At 61.2% G+C, this 16,812-nt stretch carries 14 protein-coding genes; 3 read left to right on the top strand and 11 right to left on the bottom strand.

The genetic code is table 11. From position 1 onward, the window contains the following. Nucleotides 1-29: 29 nt before the first annotated feature. From L6D64_RS11075 to ubiE, 9 genes are all read right to left on the bottom strand, one after another. Nucleotides 30-737, bottom strand: a complete 708-nt coding sequence (locus L6D64_RS11075) for a 16S rRNA (uracil(1498)-N(3))-methyltransferase (protein ID WP_176508159.1) — start codon at nucleotides 735-737, stop codon at nucleotides 30-32. Beyond that, nucleotides 734-1,522, bottom strand: a complete 789-nt coding sequence (tatC, locus tag L6D64_RS11070; protein WP_176508160.1) for a twin-arginine translocase subunit TatC — start codon at nucleotides 1,520-1,522, stop codon at nucleotides 734-736. The genes L6D64_RS11075 and tatC overlap by 4 nt, the downstream gene beginning before the upstream one ends. Then, nucleotides 1,519-1,896, bottom strand: a complete 378-nt coding sequence (tatB, locus tag L6D64_RS11065) for a Sec-independent protein translocase protein TatB (RefSeq protein WP_176508161.1) — start codon at nucleotides 1,894-1,896, stop codon at nucleotides 1,519-1,521. Before tatB ends, tatC begins: the two co-directional genes overlap by 4 nt. A 3-nt stretch (nucleotides 1,897-1,899) precedes the next feature. After that, nucleotides 1,900-2,187 carry a twin-arginine translocase TatA/TatE family subunit gene (locus L6D64_RS11060; protein ID WP_176508162.1) on the bottom strand — a complete coding sequence of 96 codons (288 nt, stop codon included), beginning with the start codon at nucleotides 2,185-2,187 and terminating at the stop codon, nucleotides 1,900-1,902. Nucleotides 2,188-2,212: 25 nt separating this feature from the next. Then, nucleotides 2,213-2,548: a phosphoribosyl-ATP diphosphatase gene (locus L6D64_RS11055; RefSeq protein WP_013974545.1), complete on the bottom strand. Its 336-nt coding sequence runs from the start codon at nucleotides 2,546-2,548 to the stop codon at nucleotides 2,213-2,215. Between the two features lies 1 nt (nucleotide 2,549). Further along, the gene (gene hisI / locus L6D64_RS11050; protein WP_176508163.1) at nucleotides 2,550-2,942 is read right to left on the bottom strand and encodes a phosphoribosyl-AMP cyclohydrolase; all 393 of its coding nucleotides are present in this window, start codon (nucleotides 2,940-2,942) and stop codon (nucleotides 2,550-2,552) included. A 72-nt stretch (nucleotides 2,943-3,014) separates the two neighbouring features. Beyond that, entirely contained in the window at nucleotides 3,015-4,634 is a 1,620-nt protein-coding gene (gene ubiB, locus L6D64_RS11045; protein WP_176508164.1) for a ubiquinone biosynthesis regulatory protein kinase UbiB, read from the bottom strand. Further along, the gene (locus tag L6D64_RS11040; protein ID WP_176508165.1) at nucleotides 4,631-5,254 is read right to left on the bottom strand and encodes a ubiquinone biosynthesis accessory factor UbiJ; all 624 of its coding nucleotides are present in this window, start codon (nucleotides 5,252-5,254) and stop codon (nucleotides 4,631-4,633) included. Before L6D64_RS11040 ends, ubiB begins: the two co-directional genes overlap by 4 nt. Continuing rightward, nucleotides 5,254-6,024: a bifunctional demethylmenaquinone methyltransferase/2-methoxy-6-polyprenyl-1,4-benzoquinol methylase UbiE gene (gene ubiE / locus L6D64_RS11035; RefSeq protein WP_176508166.1), complete on the bottom strand. Its 771-nt coding sequence runs from the start codon at nucleotides 6,022-6,024 to the stop codon at nucleotides 5,254-5,256. The genes L6D64_RS11040 and ubiE overlap by 1 nt, the downstream gene beginning before the upstream one ends. 125 nt (nucleotides 6,025-6,149) lie before the next feature. Here ubiE and L6D64_RS11030 point away from each other — a divergent pair, with 125 nt between their 5' ends. Next, nucleotides 6,150-6,425: a polyhydroxyalkanoic acid system family protein gene (locus L6D64_RS11030; protein ID WP_176508167.1), complete on the top strand. Its 276-nt coding sequence runs from the start codon at nucleotides 6,150-6,152 to the stop codon at nucleotides 6,423-6,425. Between the two features lie 11 nt (nucleotides 6,426-6,436). Here L6D64_RS11030 and L6D64_RS11025 read toward each other — a convergent pair whose 3' ends face one another. Continuing rightward, entirely contained in the window at nucleotides 6,437-11,161 is a 4,725-nt protein-coding gene (locus tag L6D64_RS11025) for a DUF6543 domain-containing protein (RefSeq protein ID WP_176508168.1), read from the bottom strand. Between the two features lie 181 nt (nucleotides 11,162-11,342). On the opposite strand from L6D64_RS11025, the gene L6D64_RS11020 reads away from it, so the two are divergent. After that, nucleotides 11,343-11,762 carry a phasin family protein gene (locus L6D64_RS11020; RefSeq protein WP_176508169.1) on the top strand — a complete coding sequence of 140 codons (420 nt, stop codon included), beginning with the start codon at nucleotides 11,343-11,345 and terminating at the stop codon, nucleotides 11,760-11,762. Nucleotides 11,763-11,772: 10 nt separating this feature from the next. Next, complete coding sequence (locus L6D64_RS11015; protein ID WP_176508170.1) at nucleotides 11,773-12,558, top strand: phasin family protein; 786 nt, start codon at nucleotides 11,773-11,775, stop codon at nucleotides 12,556-12,558. Nucleotides 12,559-12,676: 118 nt separating this feature from the next. Here the strand turns inward: L6D64_RS11015 and L6D64_RS11010 are convergent, their stop codons facing one another. Beyond that, nucleotides 12,677-16,693 (bottom strand): dermonecrotic toxin domain-containing protein, encoded by a 4,017-nt coding sequence (locus L6D64_RS11010; protein WP_176508171.1) that lies wholly within the window; start codon nucleotides 16,691-16,693, stop codon nucleotides 12,677-12,679. Nucleotides 16,694-16,812 lie beyond the last annotated feature (119 nt).

Below are 16,812 nucleotides of genomic sequence, written 5' to 3'. Positions count from 1 at the left end.
AACTTGATAGGTAAAAGCTGACCCGTCTGTCAGAAAATCCGTGAGAGCAAGGCGGTTACCGCGGTTTCCACACGAAGAATGCGCTCACCCAGCTGCACAGGTGCCAGGCCAGCCTTGCCGAACAGGTCAATTTCGTAAGGAATCCAGCCGCCTTCGGGGCCGATGGCCAGGGTTACCGGGCCTTCAACCGCGCGTGGGCAGGCCGGGTAGGGGCCAGGGTGGCCAACCAAGCCGAGGGTGCCTTCGGCGATGGCAGGCAGGCGGTCTTCGACGAACGGTTTGAAGCGCTTTTCGATGATCACTTCGGGCAGCACCGTGTCGCGGGCCTGCTCAAGGCCGAGAATCAGGTTCTCGCGGATGGTTTCAGGGTTGAGGAAGGGCGTTTGCCAGAAGCTTTTCTCAACCTTGTAACTGTTGACCAGGATCAGCCGCGGCACACCCAGGGTGGCCACGGTCTGGAACAGCCGGCGCAGCATCTTCGGACGCGGCACGGCCAGCACCAGGGTCAGCGGCAGTTTGGCCGGCGGCTGTTGGTCGAAGGCGACCTCCAGCTCGGCTTCATGCTTCTCCAGGCGCAGCACGGTGGCCTTGCCCATCAGCCCGTTGATGCGGCCCACGCGCAGCGTGTCGCCCACCGCGACACCGTGGATTTCCTGCATGTGGGTAAAGCGCCGATCAGCGAGAACGACACGCTCGGCCGAGACGAAATCGGCCTCTTCAAGAAGTAACAGGTTCACGGCTGGGTCGCTGGCGGCTGGTCGTCAGGGGCGTTGTTGGCGTCGTCGTCGGGGCTGCGTTTGCGGATCAGGCTGCCACAGAGCACGCCAATCTCGAACAGCAGCCACATCGGCACCGCGAGCAGTGTCTGCGAGAAGATGTCTGGCGGCGTGAGGATCATGCCGACCACGAAGCAGCCGATGATCACGTACGGGCGGACCTTCTTCAGGTACTTCACGTCGACCACGCCGATCCACACCAGCAGCACCACGGCCACCGGGATCTCGAAGGCGACACCGAAGGCGAAGAACAAGGTCATGACGAAATCGAGGTAGGCGGCGATGTCGGTCATCATCGCCACGCCTTCCGGCGTGGCTTTGGCGAAGAAGCTGAACATCAGCGGAAACACCAGGAAATAGGCGAAAGCCATGCCGGCGTAGAACAGCAGGATGCTCGACACCAGCAACGGAATGGCAATGCGCTTCTCATGGCGGTACAGGCCTGGGGCGATGAAGCCCCAGATCTGCTGCAGAATGAACGGGATCGCCAGGAACAGCGAGACGATCATGGTCAGCTTGAACGGCGTGAGGAACGGTGAGGCCACGTCGGTGGCGATCATCGTCGCATTGGCCGGCAAATGGTCGCGCAGCGGCGCCGAGACCAGGGTGTAGATCTGCTGGGCGAAGGAGAACAGCCCGGCAAAGATCAGGAAGATGACTGCCACACAGCGCAGCAGGCGGGTGCGCAGTTCGGTCAGGTGCGAAACCAGCGGCATTGGCTGGTCATGTTCCGGATTTTCGCTCATGGGGCTCGCGGCGGTTGAGGCGGTTCAGAAGGTGTGGCCGGGGCTGCAGGTGGCTCGACCGGCCTGGCTTCGAGCCCGGCAGGTGGCTGCACGCTGGCCGTGGTTACCGGCGGTTGCGCGGGTGGCGTCAGTGGGTTGAGGATGCGCTTGGCTTCCTCTTCCATCTGCAGGATGTGCTCGTTATGCAGCTGGCGGCGGATGTCGTCGGCGCCGATTTCGCGCTCGACCTCCATCTTGATCGCATTGAAGCTGCGTTTCAGCCGCCCGATCCATAGCCCCGCAGTACGCGCGGCGCCAGGCAGGCGCTCGGGGCCGAGCACCAGCAGGGCGACCAGGCCGACGAGCAGCAGCTCGCTGAAGCTGATGCCGAACATGGGTCAGTCTTTCCGCTGCGGCTCTTGGACCGGCTGGGCCTGGCCCTCGATGGTGTGGCCTGGCTGCGGCTGCGCGCTGTTCTGCTGGTGAGGCGCCTGCACTGGCGGCACGGGCTGGGCGGGCGGTGGGGTCTGCTCGGCCGGCTTGTTCTCTTCATCGCTCATGGCCTTGCGGAAGCCCTTGATCGACTCGCCAAGGTCGCTGCCGAAGTTCTTCAGCTTCTTGGTGCCGAAGACCAGGACGACGACCACCAGCAGGACGATCCAGTGTTTCCAGTCAAAAATACCCATGGTGCTCTCCTAGAATTCTATTGGCTCAGGCCGAAGGCTGACGCGCGGCCTTTTCATCATGCCCGGAAAGCCCGAAACGGCGCTCCAGTTCATCTAGCACGGCTTGCGGATGCTGGCCCAGCGCACTGAGCATGACCAGGCTATGGAACCACAAGTCTGCGGTTTCATAGATGACATCACTGTAATCCTTGCTCACGGCAGCGTCTTTGGCTGCGATGATGGTCTCGACGGACTCTTCGCCGAGCTTTTCGAGGATCTTGTTCAGGCCCTTGTGGTACAGGCTGGCCACGTAGGAGCTGTCAGGAGCCGCTTGTTTGCGCTCTTCGAGCACTTCGGCCAGGCGATTGAGGGTGTCGCTCATGTCAGTGTCCTGCGCTGTAGATGGCATCCGGGTCTTTCAGAACCGGGTCGACGGTTTTCCACTGGCCGTCCTGGTAGACGCGGTAGAAGCAGCTTTCACGGCCGGTATGGCAGGCAATATGGCCCAGTTGCTCGACCATCAGGATGATCACGTCGGCATCGCAGTCCAGGCGCATCTCATGCAACTTCTGCACATGGCCGGACTCCTCGCCCTTGCGCCACAGCTTGCCACGGGAACGCGACCAGTAGATGGCGCGTTGTTCGGCGGCGGTCAGCGCCAGCGATTCGCGGTTCATCCAGGCCATCATCAGCACGCGTCCGGTCTTGTGGTCCTGGGCGATCGCCGGTACCAGGCCATCGCTGTTCCACTTGATCTCGTCCAGCCAGTCTTTCATCGTCGACTCCAAAGCGGGCCCGCTCCTGTGCCGGGCCCTTTGCGCTAGTGTGCCAGCCAGCAGCGCGGCTGGCTATTGGCGCACAATCAGGTAAAGCCCGGCAGCCAGCATCAGCCAGGCCGGCCAGGCGCCAGGTGCGGCCAGGCTGGCGGCCTCGGCGGCGCCGGTGGCCAGCACCGCACCGCCGCCAAGCAGGCCGGCACCGAGCAGGCGCAGCGCCCAGCGGTCCTGGCGGCGACGCTCCGGCAGCTGCGGGTCTTCCAGGTGCGGCTGCGACAGGCGTTCGAGCAGGTCGCGGGCCATGCCAGCCAGGTGCGGTAGCTGCTCGACCTGGCCATGAATGTTGCCGAGTACCGCCTTGGGGCTCATGCGTTCGCGCATCCAGCGTTCCAGGAATGGCTTGGCGGTGCTCCACAGGTCCAGGTCGGGGTACAGCTGCCGGCCCAGGCCTTCGATATTGAGCAGGGTCTTCTGCAGCAGCACCAGCTGCGGCTGGACTTCCATGTTGAAGCGCCGGGCGGTCTGGAACAGCCGCATCAGCACCTGGCCAAAGGAAATATCCTTTAACGGTTTTTCGAAGATCGGCTCGCACACGGTGCGAATCGCCGCTTCGAACTCATTGACCTTGGTATGCGCTGGTACCCAGCCCGAGTCGATGTGCAGTTCGGCAACGCGGCGATAGTCGCGCTTGAAGAAAGCGATCAGGTTGCGCGCGAGGTAGTCCTGGTCTTCGGCGGTCAGGCTGCCGACGATGCCACAGTCAATGGCAATGTACTGCGGGCTCCATGGTTTGACTGTGCTGACGAAGATGTTGCCGGGGTGCATGTCGGCATGGAAGAAGCTGTCGCGGAACACCTGGGTGAAGAACACTTCCACGCCACGTTCGGCCAGCATCTTCATGTCGGTGCGCTGGTCGGCCAGGGTGGCCATGTCGGTCACCGGCACGCCGTAGATGCGCTCCATCACCAGCACCTTGGGGCGGCACAGGTCCCAGTACACCTGGGGCACGTACATCAGCTCGGAACCTTCGAAGTTGCGCCGCAGCTGGCTGGCATTGGCCGCTTCGCGCAGCAGGTCGAGTTCGTCGTAGATGGTCTTTTCGTAGTCGCCGACGATTTCCACCGGGTGCAGGCGGCGGGCGTCGGCCGAGGCGCGCTCGGCGGCCCTGGCGATCTGGAACAGCCAGGCCATGTCCTGGGCGATGACCGGCTTCAGGCCAGGGCGCACCACCTTGACCACCACCTCTTCGCCACTCTTGAGGCGGGCGGCATGCACCTGGGCGACCGAGGCCGAGGCCAGTGGCTCTACGTCGAAACGGCTGAACACTTCGCCGACCTTGGCGCCGAGCTGCTCTTCGATCAGCGCCACGGCTTTTTTCGGGTCGAACGGCGGCACGCGGTCCTGCAACAGCATCAACTCGTCGGCGATGTCGGTGGGCAGCAAGTCGCGGCGGGTGGACAGCAACTGGCCGAACTTGATGAAGATCGGCCCCAGGTCCTGCAGCGCCAGACGCAAGCGCGCACCGCGGCTGAGCGCAGAGGGCTTGCGCGGCAGCCAGCGCCAAGGCATCAGCAGGCGCAGGCTGGCCAGCCACCAGGGCAGCAGGGGTTGTTCGAACAGCAGGTCATCGAGACGGTAGCGGATCACCACGCGCTGGATGCGAAAGAGACGGCGGACGGCGAGCAGCTTCATGCGTTTTCGCTGGTATCAAGGGATCGGGAGAGGCGCTTGAGGCGTGCCTCCAGGCGTTCTGTGTCGAGCTTAAGGGCATCGAGTTCGCTGAAGGCGGCTTCAGCTTCGCGCTTGCCGACCAGGGTGCGGGACTCTTCGGCCAGGTACTCGGAGAGGTTCTGGCTGAATCGTGCCAGGCCTTGGCGGGTCCAGCGTGCGCGCAGGCGGATATGCCCGGCCAGCATCGCCGTGGCCACCGGGCCGAGCCAGCGCTGCAGCTCGTGTTCCCAGTCCAGTTCCAGGTCCTGCAGCACGCCGAACAGGTCGAGCAGCACGGCACTGTCGCCATGCAGTTCGACCTGCGGGCTGTGCAGCACGGCGGTCTTGTCCCGGGCAACGGCCAGTTGCACCAGGCTGCCGGCCGGGGCGCGCAGGCTGCAGTCGACCTCGCCCTCCCAATGGGCAGCGAGCATCAGGCCTTCTTCATCGGGCAGGATGAACACCTGCAGGGCCGGCTGGCGGCAGTCGATCTCGATGACCTTGCCTCCGAGCGCGGCCAGCCGCGGCAAGGCCGTGCTGTCCATGCGCAGGACACGGTTCAGGCCATGTTCGACACTGGCAAGCAGCCCGGCCAGCAGCATCAGGGCTTGATTCCCCGGTGCACGGCAACGATGCCGCTGGTCATGTTGTGGTAGGTGACGCGGTCGAAACCGGCCTCCACCATCATGCTCTTGAGGGTTTCCTGGTCGGGGTGCATGCGGATCGACTCGGCGAGGTAACGGTAGCTTTCCGAGTCATTGGTGATCAGCTTGCCGGCCAACGGCATGAAGGCGAACGAATAGGCGTCGTAAGCCTTGGACATCAGCTTGTTGGTCGGCTTGGAGAACTCCAGCACCAGCAGGCGCCCGCCCGGCTTGAGCACGCGCAGCATCGAACGGATGGCCTGGTCCTTGTGGGTGACGTTGCGCAGGCCGAAGGCGATGGTCACGCAGTCGAAGTGGTTGTCGGGGAACGGCAGCTTCTCGGCATCGGCCTGGACGAACTCGATGTTGCCGGCCACACCACGGTCGAGCAGGCGGTCACGGCCGACCTTGAGCATCGATTCGTTGATATCGGCGAGCACCACCTGGCCGGTCGGGCCGACCAGGCGCGAGAACTTGGCGGCCAGGTCGCCGGTACCGCCAGCGATGTCCAGCACGCGGTTGCCGGCGCGCACGCCGGACAACTCGATGGTAAAGCGCTTCCACAGGCGGTGCATGCCGCCGGAGAGCACGTCGTTCATCAGGTCGTACTTGGCGGCCACCGAGTGGAACACTTCGGCGACTTTCTTCGCCTTCAGGCTTTCGGGGACGTCCTGGTAGCCGAAATGGGTGGTGGGTTCGGCGTGTTCGCCTTTGCGCTGGTCGTTCATATCGCTTCACCGGAAAAAATTACCGCCCATTCTAGGGCGAACGGGCGGATTTGTCTTGGCGGGGTGTGCCGGGTGGCAGGGGCGGGCATAATGCAGATTATGTCTACATTCCCAGGAACATCCGCATGACCCAGATCAGCGTCGAACGCAAACACTCCCTCGGCCGCGATGCCGCCCGCGCCAAGGCCGAAGCGCTGGTTGACAGGCTCAGCCGCGAATACGACCTCAAGGCCACCTGGAACGGTGACCGGGTCGACGTGGCGCGCAGTGGCGCCAGCGGTAGCGTGCACATCGGTGAAGACAGCATCCGCGTCGACCTGAAGCTGGGCATGATGCTGTCGATGATGAGCGGTACCATCAAGGGCGAGATCGAGCGCGCCCTGGACAAGGCCCTGGCCTGACGCCAGCGCTTTCACGCATCGGGGAACGGAATGATGCCCTCCACTTGCTCCAGGCGCAGGTCACTGCGGTAGATCTGCAGCCGTTCGGCGGCGCTTGCGGCTTCTTCCAGCCTGGCCTCACGCGCTTTGCCGCGCGGTTCGTAGAATTTCAGGTGACCCTTGCTGAACTCGCGGGCTGGCACTTCGGCGCTGCGGTAATGGAAGTGCGCTTCCCAGAGGACCTTGTCCGGTGCCTGGACATCGCGGATCTGATACACATCCAGGTAATCATTGGCTTTGCTCAGCGCCTTGCGCAGCGTGGTATGGGTGATGCTCAAGCGGTTTTCGCGGAACAGGTAGCGCAGCGCCCTGGCGTCGGGGTGCCGCGAATTGAGATAGATGTCCGTGAGCTGCTGTTTCTTTTGCGCTTTGACCGCTTCGGCAGCGGCTCGAAGGCTGGCGGGGAGTTCCTTGGCTTTCGGGTCGTTGGCGGCCTCCAGTTGCTTGGCCACCTCCAGCATGTCGTCGATCTGCCAGTCCATGAGGTCGGTCAGGCTGTTCGGCTCGTCGGTGTAGCGAGCGGCAATCGCCATCCGGTTGTCCTTCTGCGCCAGCAGGCTGGCTGCGCGATGCCGCAGTTGCGCCGTGTCCTGCGGGGCAGATCGCTCCTGGCTGGCGACTTCGAACCATTTACCGTCACGTTGCTCGTACTTACCTGCCGGTTGCTCGGTGAGCGGGTTGTGCTGGAATGCCTGGTTGCCTTCACTGGCTGGCTCTACCAGTACTGAACGGCCGCGAGACGTGCGAATCACTGTTCGCCTGCCCGGTCTGACCCGATGGGTGATGCGCCGGGCCGCAGGCGTAACGCTGGACTCGATGGCGGTCAGGGTCGTGTTCAGTTCGGCTTCGGTCAGGCTCACCAGGGTGTTGAGCTGTTCGACGTAGCGTTGCAGCATGGTCGCGTCGATGGCCGGGTCGTCAAACGACTGCAGGTAGTGCGCCTTGCCCAGTGTTGCCTGATATTCGCGCAACGCGTCGCTGAGTATTTCGACTTGCTGCTGGACGGGGAGGTTGGCTGCGGCCAGGCCGTCATGGCTCCAGAGCATCGAGGACAAACGGGGGGCACTGAGCGCATCCTGCAATGGCAGCAGTTCGGCGGCGCTCTGAGGCGTCAGCAGTTGTTTGTCGAGTGTCAGGTAGGCCATGTCGCTCAGGGTCTGCGCCCGCACGATCAATGTCGAATAAGGGCGTAGCTTGATGGCCTGCTCGATTTTGGCGCTCTTGTTCTGATAACGGACCCGATGGTCGTCGAGTGCTATGGGTAGCGCCTCATCGAGCCGCTCGCTGACCACCAGGATGCGGCGCGCGACGTCGAGCGCGTCCCGTGTCGCATCGCGCATTTCAACGTATCGGGTCATTTGCTCCTCACCTGTCGGGTACTTTCGCAGGCCCTTGGACAGTTGCCGCAGATCCTCATGATCCGGCAGCTCCAGCAAGCGACGAAGCAGCAGCATGTCATTGTCGATTGCGGTCTCGGTCCAGTCGCCAAGCCGGCGTTCGATGAGGTTGGCGCGGTCATACCTGAGGAAGCGGGGTTCAAGCATCTGCCGAAATGCACTGACATTTCCCGTGAGCAGTTCGGCCTGTTTCTCGAGGAACAGGCTCACGGCTTTCAGATCGAGCTGATGCTGCTTGCGCATCATCAGTAACTGCTGGCGTTGCACTTGCAAGGGTTCCGGCAACGCGCTGCGCTGGGCTTCGGGCAGGGCTTGGTAAGCCTTGTTGAACGCGGCTGCCTTGTCATCATAGGCCTGTAGTTTTTCTCTGCTTTTCTCCATGAGCGGTTCCAGTTTGGCCAGTTTCGTCTGGTTGCTCAGGGTGGTCTCACGCAGTTGCTCGTAGGCCTGGCGGTTTTGCGATCGAAGCTGCTGGCTATTGGGCATGCCGCCTGCGCCGCTCACCTCGATAACCCATTCTTCATTCCAGCGGGTCAACCACGGGCCTCGGCTGCGTTCACGTCCGACGATGTGGTAGCCATCATCGGCACCACCCCATTGCGCAACCCATTCGCTGCGGCTTTCGTCCGGGCCGATGATATGTACCCCGCCCCAGGTCTGTTGCACTTCGAAGGCGATGTCGGCAAGTTTCACGTAGTACCGGTGGTCCACCTGGTACAGGCCGCGCAGTTGCCCCGCGGTCAGTGGCGTATGGCCCTGCAGTGACTGCGTGGCCTGCAGCTTGCGCAGCGCCTGGAGCCCGTCCGGTGTCAGGTTGGCCAGGCGTTGATTGGCACTCCAGCTGTCTATTCTGATGGGCTTTGGTTTTGCCTCTGCCACGGGCTCGGCCCACGGTTGCTCCTTTATCGGTTCGGCCGTTTGCGCCGCTGCTGTGTTGCGCTCGGCAGGTTCGCTGAAGCGCACTGTCACAGGTGTTTCAGATGCGGATGTGGCATGCGCCACGCGGTGGGCCAGCAACATCGCCAGGTTGCTCAGCAGGTCGGTGGCTGCCGCGATCCGCTCATCGCGACCGCCGTCAGCCAGTATTTCCAGGTCGTCCTTGGCTGCCGACAGCGCTGCAAACAGCCACGCCACGTTGGCCAACAGCCCGGACCAGAATACCGTTGCGCTATTGAACACCGCCCATGCAGCCTCTTTCGCCAGTGCCCATCGCTCCTGCGCGTTGGACACGCTGCGGGTGGATGCGACATGCAGGATGGCTTCGACCCTGGCGTCAAGCAGGTGGCTGTCGAGGTTTTCTGTCCAGGCCTCGAATGAGGCATCCACCGGCCGCCTGAGGTTGTCCAGGGCGGTGGCTGTCAGCGCCGAGTCGACGCCGAACAGGTGCGCCAGGCTAGACAGCTTGGGGTGCAGGTGGGGGAAGTTGAAGCCATCGTTTTCATACACCTCGCGTGCTTCGTCCTTCAGCCAGTGCAGGACACTGCTCTGCAGCTCGCCTTCTTTGCGGATAGCAACCATCAGCGACGCCAGGCTGGTGAATTCCTGCAGCGTCTGGTCGGCGTAGAACGGTCGGTACAGGATCCAGCTGTGCAGGCCCGGCAGTTCGATGACGAACATGCCATGCGCCCGATCGCTTGCCGAGGCGCCGGGCGCGCAGCGAAAGGCCAATGGGGCGATACGCGGCTGTTCGAGGTTATCGCCAACCCCTGTGCAGAAATTCAATAGTGCCCGCCGTGCATTTTCGCTGAGCTGCCCGCTGATACTGGCCCTGAGCACGCTGAAGCGCAGCCCGGAACGCCATTCCCAGGCGTACTGCCTGATCCGTTGCGCCCTGCGCGGCTGTACCTGGACCTGCTCCCGCAGAAAGCCTGGGTATGAGCCACCGATATCCACCTGGTGAATCAACTTGTGTACCTGATCGATGCTCAACCAGCTGTCAGCCGGGGCGCTGACCCGGGTCATGACTTGGTTCACTGGCAAGCGGGCGACGGCCAGGCTGGTCAGGCTCTCGTGGCGTAGGAACAGGTATTGCGGGTTTTGGCCAGGTGAGTTCGGGATCTGTTGGGCTACGCTGATCAGCACCGTGTCGGGATCGTAGGCGGTGTTGTCAGGATAGGTAGCCTGAATCTGTTCGCGTAGCCGGCGGTTGGCATAGCGCTCGATGGTCTCGATATCGTCAAGCGAGGTCGCCCCCTCGCTGTGGCCTTGACGGGCGGCGAGATCAAGCAGTGCGGCGTGGTATTCGAAGCGGTCTGCGGCGCTAGCGTCGGCGAGCCAGTCCGGCAGCTGGAGGGCTGGCAGGCGTTCGACCAGATTGGCCTGCTGCAGAAAGTGCAGTGATGGGTCGCTGACACGCGCATAGGCATCTTCCATTTCACCGAGTGTCTGCAGGTGGGCAAGGTTCAGGCGACGAATATCGTCGAGGACCACATTGAGCATTTGCCTGGCCTGGTAGGCAAACGGGTCGCCTTCCAGCGCGGTACGCGACCAGGTCAGGCGGTCGAAGTGATAACGTTCAGCCATTTCGTCCTGTAAGGCGGCCGAGAATGCTGCCTCGTCCGGGTAGCTCCGAATGGTGCCGCAGGGTTTGCACCACAGCAGTTGGCGAGCACCGTGTGCCGTGCTCAGCAGCAGGTCTGGCACTGGCCGTTCGAAGGTCTGCCGCCCAACGCCGAACGCGAGCCGCATGGCGCTGATCGTGATGCCGGTTCGAGTGCCATCGAGCATGGCGTACAGCGTGGCTTTCGCATCTGCATCGAGGCCTTGGCGCTGCACATTGCCGAGCATTGCAGCCTTGATCAGCAGCTCAAGCCAATGCAGGCGGGATACCCCCGAAAGCGGGTCCGAGCCGCTCCAGTAACTGATCTGAGCCTGTTGAAACGCCTCTGTCAGGGTATCCAGAAGAGCATCGAGATCGCTGGACACCTTGTACATGTCCAAGGTGATCCCGGGCTGGGCAATGCTGTCGGCACCCTGTGCCTGGGCGAGGAAGACCTGCGGCGGACTGATGCTCAACGCGTCCGAGTCATTCAACTGCAGGTGTTTGCCGGTACGGAAGTGTTCCAGCAATGCATCCAGCAGCAAGGGTTGCCGGGCGGGTTCGTCTTGGCCGGCTGGGGCTGGGAGTATGTGGAAATCATCAAGCGATGCCAGCTGCGGGTGATTGCTGCGGATATACGGGTAGCGGTCGACAAGGGCATTGAAGCCCTGCAGGGACAATACCTCGCGCAGGCCCGGGCGCTTGCCGAAGCAGCTTGCTACCTGTTGTCTGAAAGTGGCTATGGGGGTGGAATCGGTCATGGCATCGGGCTCCAGTGAGGTGGGCCCGGCAGGCTAGGCGATACGGCGTTCGCTGCTGCGGTAGATGTATGGGTACGCCGTGCAGCTTAGGGTGAGGTTTCTAATTTTTCTCCCTACCTTGTGCTCAAGCCCAACCTCCATGGGCGGTTTTTCCTCCACTCATGAACATGAGGTACACAGCATGGCCAAAGTGATTGTGAAGAAAAAAGACGAAGCCCTGGGCACGTTGGGTGAAGTGCGGGGTTACGCACGCAAGATCTGGCTAGCCGGTATCGGCGCCTACGCCCGCGTCGGCCAGGAAGGCTCCGACTACTTCAAGGAACTGGTCAAGGCCGGTGAAGGCGTCGAAAAACGTGGCAAGAAACGCATCGACAAACAGCTCGATGCCGCCAACCACCAGCTCGACGAGGCCACCGAGGAAGTCAGCCGCGTACGGGGCAAAGTCGAAGTTCAACTCGACAAGATCGAAAAAGCTTTCGACGCACGGGTAGGCCGCGCCTTGAATCGCCTTGGCATTCCGTCTAAACATGACGTTGAGGCGTTGTCCATCAAGCTTGAACAGCTGCATGAGCTGCTCGAGCGCGTCGCGCACAAACCATAAGGAGAGCAGGATGGCTGGCAAGAAGAATTCCGACAAAGAAGGCAGCTCCTGGATCGGCGGGGTCGAGAAGTACTCCCGCAAGATCTGGCTGGCAGGGCTGGGGATCTATTCGAAGATCGACCAGGACGGCCCGAAGCTGTTCGACTCGCTGGTGAAGGATGGCGAGAAGGCTGAAAAGCAAGCGAAGAAGACCGCTGAAGACGTCGCTGAAACCGCCAAGTCCTCGACCACTTCGCGTGTGTCTGGCGTGAAAGACCGCGCACTGGGCAAGTGGAGCGAACTCGAAGAGGCCTTCGACAAGCGCCTGAACAGTGCCATCTCCCGTCTCGGCGTACCGAGCCGCAACGAGATCAAGGCTCTGCATCAGCAGGTCGACAGCCTGACCAAGCAGATCGAGAAACTGACCGGTGCCTCGGTCACCCCGGTCTCCTCCCGCTCTGCAGCCGCCAAACCGGCAGCGAGCAAGGCAGCGGCCAAACCATTGGCCAAGTCCGCAGCAAAAACGGCGGCTGCCAAGCCGGCTACCAAGACTGCGGCTAAACCGGCAGCGGCCAAACCCGCAGCCAAGACCGCAGCGGCCAAGCCAGCGGCAAAACCGACTGCCAAGCCCGTTGCAGCCAAGCCTGCCGCAGCGAAGAAGCCGGCGGTGAAGAAGGCATCGGCCAAACCGGCAGCCGCCAAGCCAGCAGCACCAGCGGCCAGCGCCGCTCCGGCTGCTACCGCAGCGCCGGCGCCAGCTGCGGCCCCGGCCAGCAACCCGGCTTCGGCTCCGGCCAGCACTGGCTCTCTGCTCTGACAGCGGTATAGCACCCTTCACGGATAAGCCCGCTCCAACAAGGCTGATAGCTTTGTTGGAGGGGCTTAGCCGCTACACGCCGGCCCTGCGGGCCTTTCATGGCGGTGTTCGGTGGCACTCAAGCCAGCGTGCGCTGTGTGGGGAAGGGTATCAGTTGCTTGGCCGTGGCTCTCTTCAGGACGGCGCGGCTCACATCAACCCGCTGGCTTGCGCCAATGGCTCGTGCATTCATCATTCGGTAGCTGGGGGAATTTCCTGACTTCAGGTGACCGGCGCTGAAGTCCAGTGGGTCCTTGACGTCCCGCCCATAATGAAAATGCGCTTCCCACGGCAGTTTGTTGCCGTTTGACCGTTGATGAATCGTATAGACGTCAAGAAAGTCGTCTGCGCGCTGCAGGCGCTTGTTGGTGGTGCCCGCCCGTAGATACACCTTGTCGTGTGCCAACAAGTAACGCAGTGACTCGACATCGGGGTGAGCACTTTTCATTCGAGCCTCGATCTGTAGCGCGAGTGATCGTTCCTGCAGTTGAATGATCGCCATCTTCAGTTTCCGCTCGAGCCCTTCGGGTGGCGAGGCAGCGGCCGCAACATCGCCGGCCGCGCGCTTGAGCCCTTCGATATAGTCATCCATCAAATTGGCCAATGTACTGGGTTGGCTGCCGTAGTCTTTGGCGTATTTACTGAACGCCTGATCGGCATTCATCAGCATCTGGTTTATGTGCTTTATTCTTGCTTTGCCAAGAAACGCTGGGGCAGGCGTGGCTTTTCCCTGTTCTGCAGGTGCCGTGTTGGCACTCGGCGGTTTCGTTGTACCGGTGTCGTTGGACGGTTGCACACGTGTCGCTTGGTCGAGCTGCGTCAGGGTAAGGCGCTTGAGCTTTTTCAGGTAATTCAGGAGTTCACCGAGCCCTTTGCTGTCCAGCCAAGGGTCGGGGTCCTTCATGGCATATTCGACCCTGGCGATGGAGGCGGTGAACGTATCCAGCGCTTCGCCGAGCTTCTCGGCCCTCTCCACTTCGCTGAATGACTCAGGTGATGACTCGATGGCCTTCTGCGTGGCCAGCACCTCGTCGAATCGGGACGAAAGCGGCCGTTCGGGTACATCACGGATCGTGATAGGAGGCAGTATCGACAACTGCTCAAGCTCTTCATTTACATCGCCGAGTACCGTGAGTTCGGTCATGCCTTGCTCGAACAATCGCTGTTTGGGTGTGGACTTGGCTGGGTGGGCAAGCGGGTCGTCTTCAAACAACGCTAGCGACTCCAGTAACTTGAGCCGGAGTTTGATGTTGTTCTTGAGTGCTGACTGATAATGCGCGTAGTCCTCAACGGATGCGCCAGGCCCGTCTGGGGCATGGATTTCTGTCAACCGACCTCGCGTGAGGTTTAAGTAGCTCTCATTGGCGCCATTCAACTGAGCCCGGTAGTACCCGAGCTTTTTCAGGTTTACGGCGAAATATCTGCTCGCCCGCATCCTGCCCTGGGTACCCTGCTTGAGGGCAGCTACCAACTGAGCCAGTTTTTTCACCTGCAGAAAGACGTGGGGGGCAAGAGCGTCAGGTTCCGGGTGCAGTGGTGTGGCATCACCATGGTCCGGCGGCAATGCCTTCTCGCGTCGTTCGATGGCGTCCTCAATGCTTTTCAGTTTTTGTTCATGCTGGTTGATCCTGACCTGCAAGGCCTCGGCTTGCCCATGCGGCTCATCGGCTGGCAAGCTGGTTTCCGAGGTTGTGCTGCCAAGCTCTGCACCGGGCGTGAGCTCGTTGAATATAGCCCTCTTGTTTCGCACAAGGCTGACGTTGTCCGTGAAGGTAATTCCCTTGGCAGCAGGGGTCTCATGCAATTTGCCTGCACTGTGCATCGACACCATGATGGTGTTGTACAAGAGGTCAACGAAAGCGCCCGCTTTCTGCGTATCGTTACCTTCTGTGAGGGCTGGAAGATCTCCATCGAGGGTGCGCAGGGCATTGATCAATACGACCATATCGCCTACCCATCCATAGGCGAACATTGATGTCACATCAAATACCGCCCATGCGATCAGCCGCCACTCTTCCAGGCGGAGCTTGGCATTGGAAGGCGACTGGGCCATGGACAGCCTGGAGAGGTACAGGATCCATGACTGATACAGATGATGATCCAACTCACCTTGGAACGGTGCGAATATCATCTGTGGCTGGGGTTGGAGGTCAATCAGCAGGATGCGTTCGGGGTTCAGGAAGTCCAGGGCCGATTCGAGGAACGATTTCAAGTGGGGATGGGCCAGACCCTTGATCGTATGAAGCGTGCTGGCATCTTCATCCATCCAGCTCAGAATGTTCGTCTGCAGTTTCTCATCCTGGATGAGCTTTTCCAGAATGCCCCTGAAAGCGTCGAATTCGAGCAAGGCGTCGTCTTGCTGCCAGGGGCGGTAAAGGAGCCAGCGACCCAGTGAAGGAAGTTGCAGCACAAACATGCCGGCAACGACATCCTGGTTGTTCGGTTCCGGCCCAGTTTGAAAGGCAAGCGGTGCAATGCTGATCTGATGGCCCTGCGCCTCGGGGGCGTTACAGAAGCTAGCGATAGTGTTGAATGCAGCTGCGCTCAACTGGCTCGTTGTAACGCCCTTGAATGCATTGAGTAACAGGCTCTTGCGCCAGGCTCGGGCGCAGCCCTGAAGCCAGCCCGGATGAGTGGCTGCGAGATCAAGTTGTTGCTTCAGATAGCGTGGATAATTCCCGCCGATATCCACTTTCTCGATCAGGCTGTCCAGGTACGCAAGCGTGAGCCCGTCAGGCAACGGCTGGTCGCTTCCACGGTCGTGCACTTGCGTCGTGAGCTCGCCTTTGTCGACGTCAAGCCTGAAGATCGCCAGTTGCGCAAGGCTGGTATCACGCGTCGAGATGGCAGGCGTTGCCGGTAGGATCGGAGCATCGGAAAACGCATCTTCAAGGGGCACGGTGGTCTCATTGCTCTCAACCGTGATCATCAGCAGATTGGGGTCGATGGCGGCTTGTTGCGGTAGATCGACGTGCATCTGTTCACGCAGGCGGCGTATGGCATATTGCTCGAGGCTTTCGACGTGGGGGCTGCCAAGCAGATAGTGGCTGTTTGTCTGAGCGACGACCCATTCCGTCAGTAGTCGACCGTAATCATATTGATGCTGGTGCGAGGCTTGCCTCACCCAACCCGGCATGAGGCTCTCTCCCCTCTGTTCGTCAATCGGGACCAAATCGGAAAAATGTCTGGCAGGGTCGCTGAAGTGATGCAACTGCTCTTGCAGTTGCTCTGCCCGTTCAAATGAACCGAGTTCCAGTCTTTCGACATCTTCGATGTTGCCAGTGAGCAATTGCAGCGCCTGGAATTCGAACGGGTCGACCGACAGCGGATGGTGCGACCAGGTCAGTTCATCGAAGTCATGATGGTCAGCCATCGCTGCCTGCAATGCGCGTCCCAGCTCTTCTTCACTCTTGAAGCCATGAACAATTCCGCAGGGCTTACACCAAAGGTAGGTCGCCACGGTGCTGGAGTTATCGATCAGCAGCCAATCTGCCAGCTTCAGCTCGGTACCCAGCCCCTCATGCAGCAAGTTGACCCGTAACGCGTACGCCTGGCTCCGCACCAAGCCGTTATCCACTGCGGCATACAGGCTTTTTTTCTCGTGGGCCTCCAGCCCTTGTTCCTCGATGCAGACCATCAAGGCGATTTTCAGTACTTGCTCCATCCACCGCAGCCGAGAGACATCAAGTCCGCTCGCCATGGCATTCCAGAATGAAACCTGAGCGTCTTCGAACGTCTGGATGAGGCCGTTGAGCAATATGCTCAGATCCGCGTTCAGCGACTCGGCAACGCCAGCGCCGAGGGGGTATTTCCCGGGCGCATCAGCCGATGTGCTCAGGGCCAGCTGATCAGTACCGGAAAGCGCCAGTGGTTCGCCCTTCATGAAGCTTTCGAGCAGCAGGTCAGCCAGGTTCACAGGCGTGGTTGGAGGGTATTCCCGGATGAGGAAGAGCCTGGCCAGCGAATCCAGGTCTCCAATTTGCGGGCAATGCGTGAGCAGGATCTTCAATGCATTGGTGTCGAGTACCTGATGCAGAGTAGGGCGATCAGCGAACTGTCTGGCAACGAGTATCTTGAGTGTAAGGGTGGCAGACATGGCTTGGCTCTCTGTTGCTATGGCGCCTCAGTCTGCGCACTAGCCTCATGGCCGTCGCCGTACATGTTTACGGCACCTGCGATGCGAATGTTCGTGCTATTGCAACGCCATACAGCGAG

This window comes from Pseudomonas urethralis (assembly GCF_021602465.1).
In the GTDB taxonomy this organism is placed as follows: domain Bacteria; phylum Pseudomonadota; class Gammaproteobacteria; order Pseudomonadales; family Pseudomonadaceae; genus Aquipseudomonas; species Aquipseudomonas vlassakiae.
Note: the sequence above shows the minus strand (reverse complement) of the source record. Positions and strands in the feature narration are given on the sequence as shown.

Excerpts from the sequence above, each read along its gene's own strand:
- tatC (WP_176508160.1), bottom strand. The coding sequence starts at position 1,522 with ATGAGCGAAAATCCGGAACATGACCAGCCAATGCCGCTGGTTTCGCAC.
- tatB (WP_176508161.1), bottom strand. The coding sequence starts at position 1,896 with ATGTTCGGCATCAGCTTCAGCGAGCTGCTGCTCGTCGGCCTGGTCGCC.
- L6D64_RS11060 (WP_176508162.1), bottom strand. The coding sequence starts at position 2,187 with ATGGGTATTTTTGACTGGAAACACTGGATCGTCCTGCTGGTGGTCGTC.
- L6D64_RS11055 (WP_013974545.1), bottom strand. The coding sequence starts at position 2,548 with ATGAGCGACACCCTCAATCGCCTGGCCGAAGTGCTCGAAGAGCGCAAA.
- hisI (WP_176508163.1), bottom strand. The coding sequence starts at position 2,942 with ATGAAAGACTGGCTGGACGAGATCAAGTGGAACAGCGATGGCCTGGTA.
- ubiB (WP_176508164.1), bottom strand. The coding sequence starts at position 4,634 with ATGAAGCTGCTCGCCGTCCGCCGTCTCTTTCGCATCCAGCGCGTGGTG.
- L6D64_RS11040 (WP_176508165.1), bottom strand. The coding sequence starts at position 5,254 with ATGCTGCTGGCCGGGCTGCTTGCCAGTGTCGAACATGGCCTGAACCGT.
- ubiE (WP_176508166.1), bottom strand. The coding sequence starts at position 6,024 with ATGAACGACCAGCGCAAAGGCGAACACGCCGAACCCACCACCCATTTC.
- L6D64_RS11030 (WP_176508167.1), top strand. The coding sequence starts at position 6,150 with ATGACCCAGATCAGCGTCGAACGCAAACACTCCCTCGGCCGCGATGCC.
- L6D64_RS11025 (WP_176508168.1), bottom strand. The coding sequence starts at position 11,161 with ATGACCGATTCCACCCCCATAGCCACTTTCAGACAACAGGTAGCAAGC.
- L6D64_RS11020 (WP_176508169.1), top strand. The coding sequence starts at position 11,343 with ATGGCCAAAGTGATTGTGAAGAAAAAAGACGAAGCCCTGGGCACGTTG.
- L6D64_RS11015 (WP_176508170.1), top strand. The coding sequence starts at position 11,773 with ATGGCTGGCAAGAAGAATTCCGACAAAGAAGGCAGCTCCTGGATCGGC.
- L6D64_RS11010 (WP_176508171.1), bottom strand. The coding sequence starts at position 16,693 with ATGTCTGCCACCCTTACACTCAAGATACTCGTTGCCAGACAGTTCGCT.